Source organism: Pseudonocardia sp. 73-21, from assembly GCF_001899645.1.
Taxonomy (GTDB): Bacteria; Actinomycetota; Actinomycetes; order Mycobacteriales; family Pseudonocardiaceae; genus Pseudonocardia.
This window is the reverse complement of record NZ_MKVV01000033.1, coordinates 59046-73999: the sequence shown is the minus strand read 5'-3', so window position 1 is coordinate 73999 and position 14954 is coordinate 59046. Positions and strand designations below refer to the sequence as shown.

15 protein-coding genes and 1 pseudogene are annotated in these 14954 nt (G+C 71.2%); 5 read left to right on the top strand and 11 right to left on the bottom strand.

Features of this window, described 5'->3' with window-relative positions:
* Positions 1-3: 3 nt before the first annotated feature.
* The 5 genes and pseudogenes from BGP03_RS09335 to BGP03_RS09315 all read right to left on the bottom strand — a co-directional run.
* Positions 4-1038: a TIGR03617 family F420-dependent LLM class oxidoreductase gene (locus BGP03_RS09335; RefSeq protein WP_296368776.1), complete on the bottom strand. Its 1035-nt coding sequence runs from the start codon at positions 1036-1038 to the stop codon at positions 4-6.
* Between the two features lie 5 nt (positions 1039-1043).
* A complete protein-coding gene (locus BGP03_RS09330) occupies positions 1044-1487 on the bottom strand; it encodes a MaoC/PaaZ C-terminal domain-containing protein (protein ID WP_296368778.1) in 444 nt (147 codons plus the stop codon).
* 5 nt (positions 1488-1492) lie between these two features.
* A complete protein-coding gene (locus BGP03_RS09325; RefSeq protein ID WP_296368780.1) occupies positions 1493-2050 on the bottom strand; it encodes a MaoC family dehydratase N-terminal domain-containing protein in 558 nt (185 codons plus the stop codon).
* Positions 2051-2055: 5 nt separating this feature from the next.
* Positions 2056-3657 (bottom strand): amidohydrolase family protein, encoded by a 1602-nt coding sequence (locus tag BGP03_RS09320; RefSeq protein ID WP_296368981.1) that lies wholly within the window; start codon positions 3655-3657, stop codon positions 2056-2058.
* A pseudogene (locus tag BGP03_RS09315) lies at positions 3637-3780 on the bottom strand (hypothetical protein); the annotation flags it as partial. The gene BGP03_RS09320 and the pseudogene BGP03_RS09315, both read right to left, overlap by 21 nt.
* A 132-nt stretch (positions 3781-3912) precedes the next feature.
* Here BGP03_RS09315 and BGP03_RS09310 point away from each other — a divergent pair.
* Positions 3913-4239, top strand: a complete 327-nt coding sequence (locus BGP03_RS09310; protein WP_296368782.1) for a hypothetical protein — start codon at positions 3913-3915, stop codon at positions 4237-4239.
* 7 nt (positions 4240-4246) lie between these two features.
* Here BGP03_RS09310 and BGP03_RS09305 read toward each other — a convergent pair whose 3' ends face one another.
* Positions 4247-6004 (bottom strand): AMP-binding protein, encoded by a 1758-nt coding sequence (locus tag BGP03_RS09305; protein ID WP_296368785.1) that lies wholly within the window; start codon positions 6002-6004, stop codon positions 4247-4249.
* A gap of 265 nt (positions 6005-6269) precedes the next feature.
* On the opposite strand from BGP03_RS09305, the gene BGP03_RS09300 reads away from it, so the two are divergent.
* From BGP03_RS09300 to BGP03_RS09290, 3 genes are all read left to right on the top strand, one after another.
* On the top strand, positions 6270-6485 hold the full coding sequence (locus BGP03_RS09300) for a biotin/lipoyl-binding carrier protein (protein WP_296368787.1): 216 nt from the start codon (positions 6270-6272) through the stop codon (positions 6483-6485).
* Positions 6486-6575: 90 nt separating this feature from the next.
* Positions 6576-7721, top strand: coding sequence for an acyl-CoA dehydrogenase family protein (locus tag BGP03_RS09295; protein ID WP_298800765.1), 1146 nt, complete (start codon positions 6576-6578; stop codon positions 7719-7721).
* Positions 7722-7791: 70 nt separating this feature from the next.
* Positions 7792-8946 (top strand): thiolase family protein, encoded by a 1155-nt coding sequence (locus BGP03_RS09290; RefSeq protein ID WP_296368791.1) that lies wholly within the window; start codon positions 7792-7794, stop codon positions 8944-8946.
* 64 nt (positions 8947-9010) lie between these two features.
* Here BGP03_RS09290 and BGP03_RS09285 read toward each other — a convergent pair whose 3' ends face one another.
* From BGP03_RS09285 to BGP03_RS09265, 5 genes are all read right to left on the bottom strand, one after another.
* Positions 9011-9922 (bottom strand): alpha/beta hydrolase, encoded by a 912-nt coding sequence (locus BGP03_RS09285; RefSeq protein ID WP_296368793.1) that lies wholly within the window; start codon positions 9920-9922, stop codon positions 9011-9013.
* Positions 9923-10012: 90 nt separating this feature from the next.
* Positions 10013-10843 (bottom strand): SDR family oxidoreductase, encoded by an 831-nt coding sequence (locus BGP03_RS09280; protein WP_296368795.1) that lies wholly within the window; start codon positions 10841-10843, stop codon positions 10013-10015.
* Positions 10844-10898: 55 nt separating this feature from the next.
* Positions 10899-12635 (bottom strand): acyclic terpene utilization AtuA family protein, encoded by a 1737-nt coding sequence (locus tag BGP03_RS09275; RefSeq protein ID WP_296368797.1) that lies wholly within the window; start codon positions 12633-12635, stop codon positions 10899-10901.
* Positions 12632-13432 (bottom strand): TIGR03084 family metal-binding protein, encoded by an 801-nt coding sequence (locus BGP03_RS09270; RefSeq protein ID WP_296368982.1) that lies wholly within the window; start codon positions 13430-13432, stop codon positions 12632-12634. The genes BGP03_RS09275 and BGP03_RS09270 overlap by 4 nt, the downstream gene beginning before the upstream one ends.
* Before the next feature lie 14 nt (positions 13433-13446).
* Complete coding sequence (locus BGP03_RS09265; protein WP_298800764.1) at positions 13447-14214, bottom strand: enoyl-CoA hydratase-related protein; 768 nt, start codon at positions 14212-14214, stop codon at positions 13447-13449.
* An 88-nt stretch (positions 14215-14302) separates the two neighbouring features.
* Between BGP03_RS09265 and BGP03_RS09260 the strand changes: the two genes are divergently transcribed.
* Positions 14303-14938, top strand: coding sequence for a TetR/AcrR family transcriptional regulator (locus tag BGP03_RS09260; RefSeq protein WP_296368801.1), 636 nt, complete (start codon positions 14303-14305; stop codon positions 14936-14938).
* Positions 14939-14954: the final 16 nt, after the last annotated feature.

Below are 14954 nucleotides of genomic sequence, written 5' to 3'. Positions count from 1 at the left end.
CGTTCAGTGGTCGGCCCGCCTTCCGTTCGTCGCGGACTCGAGAACCGCGTGCCACACGTCGTCGGCGACGTCATAGGGCGCGTAGAGGGCCGCCCGGTCGAGCAGGCCGTCGAATCGTTCGCGGATGGCGGCGACCAGGTCCTTCGGGTGCGCCACCACCGCGAATGCCTCGACCAGGTCGTCGGACACCAGCCGTCCCATCTCGTCCCACTCGCCGAGCTTGGACAGCTCGGTCAGCCGCGGCGCGACCGCTCCGGCGCCGACCGACTCCAGCACCGTCCGGTACGCCGGCGTCGAGGCGTAGAAGCCGATCTGGAGCCGGGTGGCAGCGAGGGCGGCGTCCGTCGCGGCGGCGTCCGAGCCGGTGACCACCAGGACCGGCGCCATCACCGTGAAGCCAGAGCGGTCACGGGCGGAGAGCTCGCGCCCGCGCTGCAGCGCGGGCAGGGTGACGTCGGTCAGGTACTGCGGCGTGGTGAGGGGGTGACAGGCGAAACCGTCGGCCACCTCGCCGGCCAGTCGGGTCATGATGTCGCCGACCCCGGCCAGCACCACCCGTGGGGGGCCGTGCGGCGACGGGTCGGGTGCGAACGTCGGGGTCATCAGCGTGTGCCGGTAGAACTCGCCCCGGAAGTCCAGCGGTGCGCCATCGTTCCAGCAGGCCCACACCGCGCGCAGAGCGCCGACGAACTCGCGCATCCGCGCGGCCGGGTGTGACCATTCCAGGCCGTAACGACGCACGATGTGCGTCTTGACCTGCGACCCGAGACCCAGCACGAACCGGCCTCCGGCCAGCACGTTCAGGTCGTGCGCGGCCTGCCCGAGCACCACCGGGTTGCGTGCGAGCGCCACCGCCACGGCCGTGCCCAGCACCATCCGGCTGGTCGAGGCGGCGGCGAGCGCGAGCGGCAGCAGCGGGTCGCTGCCGGCCTCGATCGACCACAGCCCACCGCAGCCGGCGCTCTCCAGATCCGCCGCCATGGCCCCCACAGTCGCCAGGTCGGGCCGCCGGTTGGCGTAGAAGTCGATCTCCAACACGTCGCTCACCCCGGCCGGCCCGGCCGGTCGCGGGGCAGTACCACCGTGGCCCGGCCGGTCACCGTGCGGCGCCCGCCCGCGGTGGCCCAGAGCTCGACGTCGGCGAGGGACTCGGCCCCCTCCACGCGCACCTGCTCGACCCGGCCCTCGCAGGCCAGCACCTCGCCCGCGCACGAGAAGGACCGCATCGCGATGTCGAGCATCCGCAGCCGCCCGCCCAGGCCCATCCACCGCCGCAGCGTCGCGTCGAACATCGCCTGCACCAGCATCGTGTTGGCGTACATCGTCGGCGCACCGGTCTGCCGGGCGAACTCCGCGTCGTGGTGGATCGGGGCGAAGTCCCGGTTCGACGCGGCCTCCATCACCAGCCGCTGCGGGGTCAGCGGCAGCGCGAACACCGGCACCGGCGTGCCGGCGGTGACCTCGTCGGCGCAGAGCGTGTGCTCCACCGGACTCACTCCTGACCCGGCTGCTGCGCCGTGTAGCGAAAGTAGGTGACCCGCTCGGTGCCGACGACCGCGGTGTCCTGGTTGCGGTAGATCGTCTCCACCACCAGGAACGCCCCGTCGCCGACCGCCGTGCGTTTGCGGTTCATGCTCTGCAGCCGCGACACCCCTGAGATCCGGTCGCCGGGGTACACGGGCTCGCCGTACTCGGTCTCCGAGCGCACGACGAACAGGCTGTCGCCCGGCGCCGGTACGTGCACGGCCGGATAGTCCGGCAGGTACGCGGCGCCGCCCTCAGCAGGCCGTGCCTCGCCCGGCCGCCAGTACGGCGGCATGGACCAGGTCATCAGCATGGCGGTCGGGGACACGACACCGCGATACCCGTGGTTCTTCGCCACCTGTTCGTCGTAGTGCAACGGGCAGTCCAGGGCCAGCGTCTCCAGCCGGCGCCGGATGTCGGCCCGGGTCACCTCGTCAGCACCCTCGAACGACCCGAGCTCGGCGCCGACCATCGCCTCGGCGTCGTCCCAGGTGCCGAAGGTCAGGTCCCACTGCGGTCCGGCCACCGGTCTCAGCCGTCGCCGGTCGAGGCGCCACCGTGGCGCAGCACGACGCCGGGCGTGGCGCCGGTGTCCTTGCCGTCCATCATCGTCACCTCACCATTGACCATGATGTAGCGGTAGCCCACGGCCTTCTGGATGCGCCGCCATTCGTTGCCGGGCAGGTCGTGGACCACCTCGGTGTCGGTGATGGCGAGCTGGTCGAGGTTGTAGACCACGATGTCGGCCGGCGCGCCGAGGCGCAGGGTGCCACGGTCCTGGAACCCCGCGCAGAAGGCCGGGAAGGCGCTCAGCCGCCAGTGCGCCTCCTCCAGCGAGATGATGTCGTTGTCGCGCGCGAACCTGATGATCGTCTCGGTCGGGTAGCGGCCCGCGGTCAGGAACTTGGTGTGCGCGCCGCCGTCGGAGACCCCGTAGATCGAGTACGGGTAGGCCACGACCTCCTTGAGCAGGTCGAGGGAGTTGCTGAACGACTCGGCGAAGAACATGGCCTTCAGGTTGTCGCCCACCGCGATGTCGAGCATGACGTCCACAGCGGACTTGCCCTCGGCCTCGGCGATCTCACCCAGGAACAGGTCGTGGTACTTCTTCAGCTCCGGGTTCTCGCACTTGAGGACGACGATGTTCTCCATCGGCCCGGTGACGCCCGTCGAGATCTCCGTGCGCAGGCGCTCGCGACGCGCCGGGTCGCCGAGCTTCTGCATCTTCTCCTCGAGCGTGCCTGTGGTGGCCTCGGCCCACGCGTCGGAGTCGTCGAACAGGTTCCAGTCCTCGAAGGTGAAGGTGAACCCGGCGGCGGTGGTCATGGCCTGGCCGTAGACCCGCAGTCCGCGCTCGCGCATCCGCTCCAGCCACTTGATCGTGTTGCGGTGGCGGTGCGGGTGGAAGTCGTTGGTCTGCAGGACGTTGTAGAGGATCGGACGGCCCGACACCTCCGCGAGCTCGGCGTAGTGCGCCCCGTCGTGCTTGGGGTCGCCGCTGGCGTAGGTCATCTGGATGAAGCCCTCGTTGCGCTCGGCGAGCACGCTCGCCAGCTCCAGCGCGGTCTTGTCGGACATGTTGTCCGAGGGCATCGGGGTGCCGTCGTAGTCGCGCTGGTTGGCGATCCCGCCGGTGGCCGGGAGCCGCTGGGCCGACCAGCCGCAGGCGCCCGCGTCCATCGCCTCGTGCAGCAGGCGCTTGATCTCCGCCATCTCGTCGGGCGTCGGCTCGCGACCGTCCTTCGCGTCCTGGAGCCCGAGGACCCAGACGAGCAACGGCCCGGTGGGCACGTAGGGCAGCAGGTTCACACCCTTCGGGATGCGGTCCAGGCTCTCCAGGAACTCGGGGTAGGACACCCAGTCCCAGGGCAGGCCGGCCTGCATCGAGTCGAACGGGATCGCCTCGACGCGGGTCATGCTCAGCATCATCCGCTCGCGCATCTCGGGGCGGACGGGCGCGAAGCCGAATCCGCAGTTCCCGATGACCACCGAGGTGACGCCGTGCCAGCCCGACAACGTGCAGTACGGGTCCCAGTAGACCTGCGCGTCGTAATGCGTGTGCAGATCGATGAAACCCGGCGCGACGATGCAGTCGGTGGCATCGACGACCTTGTCGGCGTCACTCTCGGCGATGCGCCCGATGCTGGCGATCTTCCCATCGACGATGCCGATGTCACCTCGATAGCGGGGCACCCGCGTGCCATCGATGATCATGCCGTTCTTGATGACGGTGTCGAAGTGAGCCATCAGGGCCCTCCCTGCTGCGGAGCCGACGTTAACCGCGGTAAACTTAGCGCACGTCGACGCCTGGTTTCAATGGATGCTCCGGCCGGACCGCCGTCGACGACAGGTGTCGGTGATGGGCACACGAGACAGATGGGTGGAGAGATGGCTGAGGAGAACAAGCAGGGCCGCCGCTTGCGGCGTGGTCCGGTCACCGACGAGACGGTGGCCAAGGCGCTCGAGGCCGTGCTGGCGGAGCTGGCCGCTCATCGCGGCGTGGACCCTGACGACCCCGCCGGGCGCGCACACCTGCTGGCCAGCATCGACGAGAGCCTGCGGCCGATGACGCAGGCCGCCGTGAACGACGCGCGCGCCGCGGGCCTGACCTGGAGCCAGGTCGGGGACCTCTTCGGCATATCGGCGTCGGCCACCTGGGGGCGGTTCCGGGAGGTCCCGCTCGAGGCGGTCCCCTGGCCGCCCCCGCTGGACTGACTGGGCGTCAGGCGGTCGCGATCGCGGCCGCCTGCTGCCGACCGAGGCGCTCGATCGCGATGTCGCGCAGCCGGTACTTCTGGATCTTCCCCGTCACCGTCATGGGGAACTCATCGACGAACAGCACGAAGCGCGGCGACTTGAAGTGGGCGACGCGGGCCCGGCAGAAGTCCTTCAGCTCGTCCTCGGTGCACGTCGCTCCGTCGCGCAGCTTGACGAAGGCGACCACCTCCTCGCCGTACTTCTCGTCCGGCACGCCGGTGACCTGCACCTCCTCGACGGGGTCGAACCCGTAGAGCAGCCCCTCGATCTCCGCGGGGTAGATGTTCTCCCCGCCGCGGATGATCATGTCCTTCTTCCGTCCGGTGATCTTCATGAAGCCGTCGCCGTCCATCTCCCCGAGGTCCCCGGTGTGCAGCCAGTGCGCCTCGTCGAGCGCCTCTGCCGTGCCCTCCGGGTTCTCCCAGTAGCCGCGCATCACGGGATATCCCCGCGCACACACCTCGCCCTGTACCCCCCGGGGTACGACGTCCCCGGTGGCCGGGTCCACCACCTTGATCTCGACGTGCGGGTAGGGTCGGCCGACGGTGCTCGCGCGCACCTCTTCGGGATCGTCGATGGTCGTGCCCACGATGATCGGCGACGACTCGGTCTGGCCGAACATGATCACGAAGTCTGGGACGTGCAGGTCGGTCATCACCCGCCGGACGATCTCGATCGGGCACGGTGCGCCGCCCATGAACCCGGTGCGGAGGCTCGTCAGGTCGAAGCGGTCGAGGTCCGGCACGCTCAGCAGCGCGACGAACATCGTCGGCACCCCGTTGAGCACCGTGGCCCGCTCGTCATGCACCGCCTGCAGGACCGCGACAGGATCGAACGTCTCGCTCGGGATGATCAACGTCGCCCCGTGCGAGACCGTCGCCATGGTCGTGCAGCTCATCCCGCCGGTGTGGTAAAAGGGCATGTGGGCGACCACGCGGTCGAGGTGCGTACGCTGGGTCTCCAGTCCGTGCTGGTAGCCGTTGTTGAGCAGGTTGTGGTGGGTCAGCACGACGCCTTTGGGCGACCCCGTGGTGCCCGAGGTGTACTGGATGTTGATCGGATCGTCGAACTGCAGGCTCCGGCCCCGCGCGGCGAGCGCGCCGTCGTCGGTCGCGGCTCCGGCCGCGGCGAGTTCGGCGAAGGTGATGGTGCCCGGCGCAGCCTCCTCCCCCAGCACCACGACGTCGCGCAGGTGCGGCAGCCGTGCCGACTCCAGCCGTCCCGGCGCGGTGGACTCCAGCTCCGGGGCGATCTCCCCGAGCATCGCGAGGTAGTCGGCGTACCGGGTGCCCCGCGACGTCACCAGCATCCGCACACCCGACTGGTTCAGCGCGTACTCCAGCTCGAGCACCCGGTAGGACGGGTTGACCGTGACCAGAATGGCACCCACCTTCGCCGTGGCGAACTGCAGCGCAACCCACTCCCAACAGTTGGTGGCCCACATGCCGACCCGGTCGCCGCGCTCGATCCTCCGCGCCAGCATCCCTTTGGCCAGCGCGTCCACCTCGGCGCGCAGCTCGCGATAGCGCAACCGACGTTGCTGGGGCAGCGCCACCACCGCCTCGTTGTCCGGGAACCGGTCGCTGACCTGGTCGAAGTGCTCCCCGATGGTGGCGCCCAGCAGTGGACTGGCGGGCAGCCGGTAGGCGTAGCTGGGTGCCCCGACCGGGCCCTGACCGTCCTGTGTGGGGGCTGATGTCTCCTGAACGGGTGTGGATGTCACGTCGACTCCGCTTCGTCGTGCCTGCGTGGTGGGTGCGCATGGCCCGGCTCCCGCAGCCCGACGTAGCGCAGCAGCCAGGAGTGTGAACCGCAGTTAACGTGAGGTCAACCACTCCGGCTCGGCCGCACCGTCCGCCGGATGGATCCCACCTCGGCCGTCTGTACCGCCGGGGGGCGCCCCGCTACTGTCGGCCCGTCCCCGGGACTGCAGCTCGGCCTCTGCGCCGCCTGCCGGGCCCAATCGCCCCTGTACGACGGGAGTGCCCATGCCAGCCGAGGTCCGTGCCGAGATCGTCGCCAGCGTCTGGAAGGTGTGCGTAGAGGTGGGCGAGGCGGTACAGCCCGGCGACGTGCTGGCCATCCTGGAGTCGATGAAGATGGAGATCCCCGTGCATGCCGAGACGGCCGGCACGGTGCGGACACTGTCGGTCGGCGAGGGCGAATCCGTCAGCGAGGGTCAGCTCCTGTTCGTCCTCGGGTAGTGCGCGATCGGTCATGACGGATACGATCGCCTCAATCGTCATACTGATCGTCACCGATGGGACGGCAAGCACAAGAGCGGGAGCAACGACGTGCACTACGGGTTCGACGACGACCAGGAGACCTTCCGCCAGGAGCTGGCCACCTTCGCCGGGAAGGTGCTCGCCCCCCACTACCAACCCGACGACCGGGCGGGCCGGATGCGCCCGCAGCTCCCCCGGGAGATGGCCTCGGTCGGACTGACCGGGCTGCGCATCCCGGAGCGTTTCGGCGGCCAGGAGGCCGATGCCGTGACCACCGGCATGGCTGCCGAGGAGATCTCGCGGGCCGACATCAACGCCTGCTACATCCTGCTGGTCGCAGCGCTCAACTCCGACATCCTGGTCGGCAACGCGAGCGAGGAACAGCTCGCGCGCTGGCTGCCGCCGATCGCCGACGGGTCGGCGGTGTCGGCACTGGTGCTCACAGAACCCGAGCACGGCTCCGACGCGGCGAACCTGGCACTGCGCGCCGTCCCCGAGGGGACGGGTTGGCGCCTGGTCGGGGAGAAGACGTCGATCTCGATGGGGATGCTGGCCGACACCGGTGTCGTGTTCGCCCGAACGGGCGGACCCGGCGCCCGGGGGGTCAGCGCATTCTATGTGGACCTGCACGACGAACGGATCGCCCGCACGGCGCTGGACGACCACGGCGGCCGGGCCATCGGGCGCGCGTCGCTGCACTTCGACGGTGTGCCGGTGGGCCGCGACGAGCTGATCGGGCAGGCGGGCGCCGGCTTCGTGTCGGTGATGCAGGGCTTCGACTACTCCCGCGCCGTGATCGGCCTGATGTGCGTCGGCATCGCCGAGGCCGCCCTGGACGACGCCCTGGAGTACGCCCGCACCCGGGAGGCGTTCGGCGGCCCGATCGGACGCAACCAGGGCGTGGCGTTCCCGCTGGTCGAGCAGGCCACCCGGTTGGCCGGCGCCCGCCACATCTGCTACGAGGCCCTGTGGCGCAAGGACCAGGGCCTGGATCACTCGGTGGCCGCGAACATGGCGAAGTGGTTCGCCCCGAAGACCGCGGGCGAGGTGGTGCACCAGGCGCTGCTGACCTTCGGGCACGCCGGCTGGGGCAGCGACAGCCCGCAGGGCCAGCGGCTGCGCGACGTGATGGCCTTCGAGATCGCCGACGGCACCGCGCAGGTGGCCAAACTGGTGGTAGCACGCCACCTGCTCGGCCGGAAGTTCGCCCCCTGAGCCGAGTTCTCCCGGGCCTCTCGACGCGTTATCCTCATGATGATTATGCGGAAGCGACGTGGAGGTCGACATGCCCGAAGCAGTGATCGTCGAAGCCATCCGGACACCGATCGGCAAGCGCGGGGGTTCGCTCGCGGGCGTGCACCCCGTGGAGCTGGCGGCCCGGGTGCTCGAGGCGCTCGTCGAGCGCACGGGCCTGGACCCGGCGCTGATCGACGACGTCGTGTGGGGTTGCGTCAACCAGGTCGGTGACCAGTCCGCGAACCCGGCCAGGTCGGCCGTGCTCGCCGCGGGCTGGCCCGAGTCGGTGCCCGGCACGACGGTCAACCGCGCCTGCGGGTCGAGCCAGCAGGCGCTCGACTTCGCCGCCGGCATGGTGATGGCCGGCCAGTACGACCTGGTCGTCGCGGGCGGGGTCGAGTCCATGAGCAGGGTTCCGCTCGGCGCCGGCCGGGACGTGGGCCTCCCCTACGGCCCGCGGCTGCTCGGCCGCTACGAGACCGCGCTCGGGGGCGGAACGTTCCACCAGGGCCGCGGCGCCGAACTGATCGCCGCCAAGTGGGGCCTGACGCGCACGGCACTCGACGAGTTCTCCGCCCTGAGCCACGAGCGCGCCGCCGCCGCCATCGACTCCGGGGCGTTCGACGGGCAGCTCGTCACGGTCCCGGAGGCTCCCGGGCACACCGTCGACGAGGGGCTGCGGAGGGGCACCACCGCCGAGACGCTGGGAACGCTGAAGCCCTCGTTCGACACCGACGGCGTGATCCACGCCGGCAACGCGTCGCAGATCTCCGACGGCGGGGCCGCCCTGCTGGTGACCACGCCGCAGCGCGCGGCGGAACTCGGGCTCACCCCGATCGTCCGGTACCACTCGGGAGCGGTGAGCGGTGCCGACCCGGTGATGATGCTGACCGGCCCGATCCCGGCCACCGCCAAGGTGCTGGGCCGGGCCGGGCTGAGCATCGCTGACATCGGCGCCTTCGAGGTCAACGAGGCGTTCGCCCCGATCCCGCTGGCGTGGCTGGCCGAGACCGGTGCCGATCCCGACCGTCTCAACCCGCTCGGCGGCGCGATCGCCGTCGGCCACCCGCTCGGGGCGTCCGGGGCCATCCTGATGACGCGGCTCGCGCACCACATGCGCGACAAGGGCATCCGGTACGGGCTGCAGACCATGTGCGAGGGCGGCGGGATGGCGAACGCGACCGTCGTGGAACTCGTCAGCTGACTACCCGGCCTCCCTGCCGGCTCCCGGGATCGGCAGCCGGCACGGCAGCGTGGTCGTTGCTGCGTCAGGCGAGTCCCAGCAGCGGCCGGATCCAGGCCGCGATGTCGGCGACCGTCTTGTCCGCCTCGGTGGCGCGGCCGGCGAGGAACGTGAACACGTGCTGCATGTCCGGCACCACGTCGACCGTGACGTCGACGCCGGCGGCACGTGCACTGGCCGCGAACCGTTGCGCGTTGTCCAGCAGGGTCTCGGCCCCGCCTGCGGTCAAATACATCGGGGGGAGCCCGGCCGGGTCGCTGTAGAGCGGGTTGGCCAGCGGGTCGATCGCCGATCCGTTCGGGCCCAGGAACATGCCCGACATCGCCTCCAGGATGGGCCGCTGCACCAGTGCGTCGGTGCCGGAGTTCGTGTCCAGCGTCTCGCCCTTGTGCTCCATGTCCAGCCACGGCGACATCGGGACGAGCGCGGCCGGGAGGGCGTCGCCGTCGGCACGCAGCTTGAGCGCCACGCTGATCGCGAGGTTGCCGCCCGCCGAGTCACCCGCGGTGGCGATGTGGCCCGGCTCGATCCCCTGGGCGACCAGCCACCGGTAGGCGGTGACACAGTCGTCGAGCTGCGCCGGGAACGGGTACTCGGGGGCGCGGCGGTAGTCGACGACCAGCGCCCGGCAGCCGATGGCCTTGGCCAGGTGGCCCGCCAGCTTGCGGTGGGTGTGGCGCGACCCGACGACGAAACCGCCGCCGTGCGTGTAGAGCAGCACGCGGTCAGCCGCGGCGTCGACGGGGGAACACCACAGCACCGGCACGCCGTCGGCCTCGGTCTCGGCGTAGGTCACGCCCTCCGGCTCGACGGTGGGCAGGTGCCACTCCTCGAACAGGTCACGCAGAGCCGGCAGGCCCATCTCCGGTTCGGCGGTCATCCTCGCCGACCAGTCGCTGTAGAGATCACTGAGATATGCGGACTCGGCGCTCGCCATGGGACGCTCCCTTCCTCGGGTACCGGCACCCTAGGGGCATCCCGGCAGGGCTGGGTGTGTCGGAACGCAACACCTGGCGCCGCGCGGGGCTCAGGCGGTGAACCCGCCGCCGCAGATCACGACCTGACCGCTGACGTAGTCCGACTCGGGGATGCAGAGGAGGTAGACCGCCCCGGCGGCATCGGCCGGGGTGCCCGCCCGCCCCAGCGGGATGCCGCGCTCCATCGACTCCAGCAGCTCCGGGTTGACCCCGACAGCCAGCTGCCGGCCCTGGATGTCGATCTTGCCGTCGCCGCCGGCGGGGACCTCGGTCAACCGGGTGCGGATCAGGCCGAACGCCACCGCGTTGACGGTGACGTTGTAACGGCCCCACTCCTTGGACATCGCCTTGGTCAGGCCGATGATCCCGGCCTTGCCGGAGGAGTAGTTGGCCTGGCCCGCGTTGCCACCGGTGCCCGCGATCGAGGAGATGTTGACGACCTTGCGGCACGGCACGTCGAGGCCTGCCGCCTTCTCCTTCTTCGTCGCGGCGCTGATCACCGGCTGCGCCGCGCGCAGGATCCGGAACGGCGCCTTGAGGTGCACGTCGAGGATGGCGTCCCACTGGTCGTCGCTCATCTTCTGGACGACCGAGTCCCAGGTGTAGCCGGCGTTGTTGACGATGATGTCCAGCCCGCCGAACGCGTCGACCGCGGTGCCGACGAACCGCTCGGCGAAGCCGTCCTCGGTGACGCTACCGGCACACGCGACCGCCGCGCCTCCGGCCGCCTCGATCGCGGCCACGGTCTCCTTCGCCGGGTCGGCGTCGAGGTCGTTCACCACGACCTTGGCGCCGTCACCGGCGAGCTTCTCGGCGATGGCGCGCCCGATCCCGCGGCCGGAGCCCGACACCAGCGCGACCTTGCCGTCCAGCTTGCCCATGTTCGTTCCACCTTCTGGTTCGGGCACGGCCGCGCCGCACCGGGTTCGGGCCTGTTCAGGTCGCGCTGAGCAGGGATTGCGGGATGTCGACGATGCGGGAGCGCACGTACTCCCCCAGGCCCTTCGCCTGGGCGTCGGGTCGGGTCGAGGACGCCACGCCCTCCCCCAGCAGCCCGTGCACCACGACGTTGAGCGCACGCAGGTTGGGCAGCTCGAACCGCTCGATGCGCAGCTGCGCCGCCTCCGGGCCGAGCAGCCCGCGCAGCCGCTCGACGGTCAGGTGCTCGCGCGCCCAGGCGTAGCCGGCGCCGTCGCGGGCCCAGAGACCGATGTTGGCGTTGCCGCCCTTGTCCCCGGACCGGGCGCCCAGCACCGCGCCCAGCGGTGCGCGGCGCGTCGGTCCCGTCGGCGGCGAGGTGGCCGCGACGTCGGCGACCTCCGCCGCCGGCACGGCGCCGGTCGGCGGGTCGGCGATCCTGCGGCGCTCGCCGTCGGGCAGCACCACCACCTGCGTCACGGCCGACCGGGGGACGGCCGCGGGGCGGTACACGCCGAACGCCGACTCCGACGTGGGTGGCGTGGTGGTGTGGAAGCCCGCGTACCCGGCCAGGGCGACCTCCATGATCCCGCTCGAGAACGCCCGGCCGACCTTGCGCGGGTCGGGGTCCTTGACCGTGATCCGCAGGTGCGCGCAGGCCTGGTCGTTGGTCGGGGCGTCCGGTGTGTCGAAGCGCAGCAACCGGACGTCGACCTCGGCGAAGGAGTCCCGGCCGCCGAGGATGTCGAACAGCTGCTGCTGCGCGAACGCGGCCTTCGCCTCCACGTCCAGGCCGGTGAGCACCATCGTCATCGTGTTCCGGTAGCCCCCGACGTCGTTGAGCGCCACCTTCAGCGTCTCCGGTGGCGGGCTGCCGGTGGACCCCGTGATCGCCACCCGGTGCTCGGCCTGCTGGGTCAGAGCGACGGTGTCGAAGTGCGTCACCACGTCCGGCCCCAGGTACGCGGGCTCGGCGATCTCGTAGAGCAGCTGGGCGGTGACCGTGCCGACCGAGACCAGCCCGCCGGTGCCGGCGTGCTTGGTGATCACCGATGAGCCGTCGGCCGCGACCTCCGCGATCGGGAAGCCCGGGTAGCGGCGGTCGGTGATCTCGTCGAGGAAGGCGTAGTTGCCGCCCGTGGCCTGCGGACCGCACTCGATGACGTGGCCGGCCACGACGGCACCGGCGAGCCGGTCCCAGTCGGTGCGCTCCCACCCGTGCCACCAGGCGGCCGGGCCGACGACGAGCGAGGCATCGGTCACGCGGCCGGTGACGACGACGTCGGCGCCGGCACCCAGCGCTTCGGCGATACCCCAGCCGCCGAGGTAGGCGTTCGCCGAGACCGGCTTGAGCCCACCGACCGCAGGGGTGATCGCGGCGAGGTCCCCGCGCAGGTCGTCACCCTCGACGTGGGCGACGCGGACGGTGACACCGAGCCGGTCCGCGAGCTCGCGCAGCGCGGTGGCCAGCCCGGCGGGGTTGAGCCCGCCGGCGTTGGCCACGATCTTGATACCGCGATCGGAGCAGGTGCCCAACACCTGCTCCATCTGCGTCAGGAACGTGCGGGCGTAGCCGCCCGCGGGGTCCTTCGCCTGGGCCTTCGCCAGGATGAGCATCGTCAGCTCGGCGAGGTAGTCGCCGCAGAGCACGTCGATGCCCTCCGCGCCCGCCCCGCCCTCGACCATCTCCCGCGCCGCGGAGAGCCGGTCGCCGTAGAAGCCCGAGCAGTTGCCGATCCGTACCGGGTCCCTCACGCCGCACCTCCGTCGAACTGGCCTGCCGTGCGCCCGCCGCCGGGAGGTCCGGCGAAGGCCTGCGCGATGGAGAGCCACCGGCCGGCCAGCGGCCCGGTGGCCTCCAGCGCGGTGTCGTCGCGATGCCTTCGCTGGGTGACGAGCAGGCAGAAGTCGAGCGCCGGGCCGGTGACCCGGTCGGGCGCACCATCGGGGCCCCAGGTCCAGACGGTGCCCTCCGGCGCGGTGAGCTCGACGCGGACGGGCTCCGTGGGCACCTCGAGGCCGTTGGCCATGTAGCTGAACGCCCGCGCTCCCACGCCGATGTGGGCGACGTGGCGCAACCGGGCCGAGGGCACACGGGTCACCCCGAGCGCGTCGGCGACGTCCTGACCGTGTGCCCAGGTCTCCATGATCCGCGCGGTCAGCGAGGAGGCCGCGCTCATGGGGAGGCCGAACCACGGCACCCGCACCGAGGGGTCGATCGCGGCGAAGGCAGCGACGAGGGCGATGCGTGCGCCGTCGAACCAGGACAGCAGCTCCGCTCCCGGCATCGGCCGGTAGCGCTCGGCGATGGTGTCCGGGGAGATCCGGCCGTCGGCGAGCATGGGCAGCACCTCGGCCGTGAACCCCTCGGGGTCGGTGGCCGAGCGCACCGCGACGTCGTCGAAGAACGCCAGATGGCTGATCTGGTCGCGGACGGCCCAGCCTGCGGCGGGAGTCGAGGCGTCCCACCCGGCCGGCCCGTCGGGCAGCTCGGCGATCAGCGACCTCAGGTCGGCCGTCTCCGCCTCGATGTCGGTGATCACGGACTCCATCGTCACGGCCACGGCTAGCGCCCCTTCCAGACCGGTGTGCGCTTCTCGCGGAAGGCGGTGGGACCCTCCTGCGCGTCGGCGCTGAGGTACACCGGCTCCCAGATCTCGTCGGCGAGGTCGTAGGCCTCGGCCAGGTGGTGGTGCGCGGAGAGGTACACCGTCCTCTTCGCCGCGAGCACGGACAGCGGCGCGTTGGAGGCGATCCGGAGGGCGAGCTCCTGGGTTCGTGCCCGCAGCTCCGCCGCGGGCACGACCTCGTTCACCATGCCCACCTCGCGGGCGCGCTCGGCCGTGATCGGGTCGCCGGTCATCAGGATCTGCAGCGCGAGCCGCGGCGGCAGCAGCCACGACAGCGGCGCCGCCCACGGCGAGCCGCGACCTACCTTGACCTCGCTGACCGCGAAGGTGGCGTGCTCGGCGGCGACGACGAGGTCGCACTGCTGGGCCAGCAGGAACCCGCCGGCGAAGGCGACGCCGTTCACCGCGGCGATGGTCGGCTTGACGACCTCGATGTTGCGCCCGAACTGCGGCGCGAAGTCGGGCGGCGGGACCGTGAGCGCCGTCTCCGACATCTCCTTCAGGTCCCCGCCGGCACAGAACGCCTTGTCGCCGGCCCCGGTCAGCACCAGGACCTTGGCCGAGTCGTCGTCGTTGAAGCGGCGCACCGTGTCGAACAACCCGTGCCGGACCGCGGCGTTGAGAGCGTTCCGTGCCTCCGGCCGGTTGATCGTCAACCAGGCGACCCCGTCGACGACCTCATAGATGATCGCTTCCTCGCTCACCGGTCCCCGTCCTGATCGGCGCCGGCCCTCCGATGTGAGGGCACGTTCACTCGCAGCACCTTACCCAGCGGGGTGTCATGATGGCCAGATGGCGCACCCGAGCGAACCCGCCACACCCCGGCGGCGCGATCCCGACCGGCGTGCCCGGATCCTCACCGCAGCTGCCGCGCTCGCCGCCCGGCGCGGTTTCCACGCGGTCGCGATGGACGAGATCGGGTCGGAGGCCGGCATCGTGGGCTCCGGTGTGTACCGGCACTTCAACAGCAAGCAGGACATCCTCGTCGCCCTGCTGGACCAGGCCATGGCGAGGCTGCAGTCCGAGGCCTCGGATATCCTGGCTGCCGCGCCTGACGACCGTACGGCACTGTCCTTGCTGGTCCGCGCCCACATCGCGGTCGCGATGCACGATCGCGACGTGCTCACCGTCTACCACCGCGAGGCCTACAGCCTGCCCGACGCCGACCGTCGACGGCTGCGGCGCGAGCAGCGGCACTACATCGAGGAGTGGGTGGCCGTGCTCGGGCCGCTGCGGCCGGAACTGGCTGACGGCGAGCTCCGACTGCTCGTGCACGCCGCGATCGGGGCTGTGCAGGCGACACTGTTCTACCGCAGTGGCCTGGCCGCCGACCGCCTGACCGAACTGCTCGACATCACCGCGCACGCCTGTCTCGGCGTCAGCCCGGCCACCGGTCGGCGAAGTGAACTCGAACTGACTAAACCTTGATTCGTCGCGCGCCGTT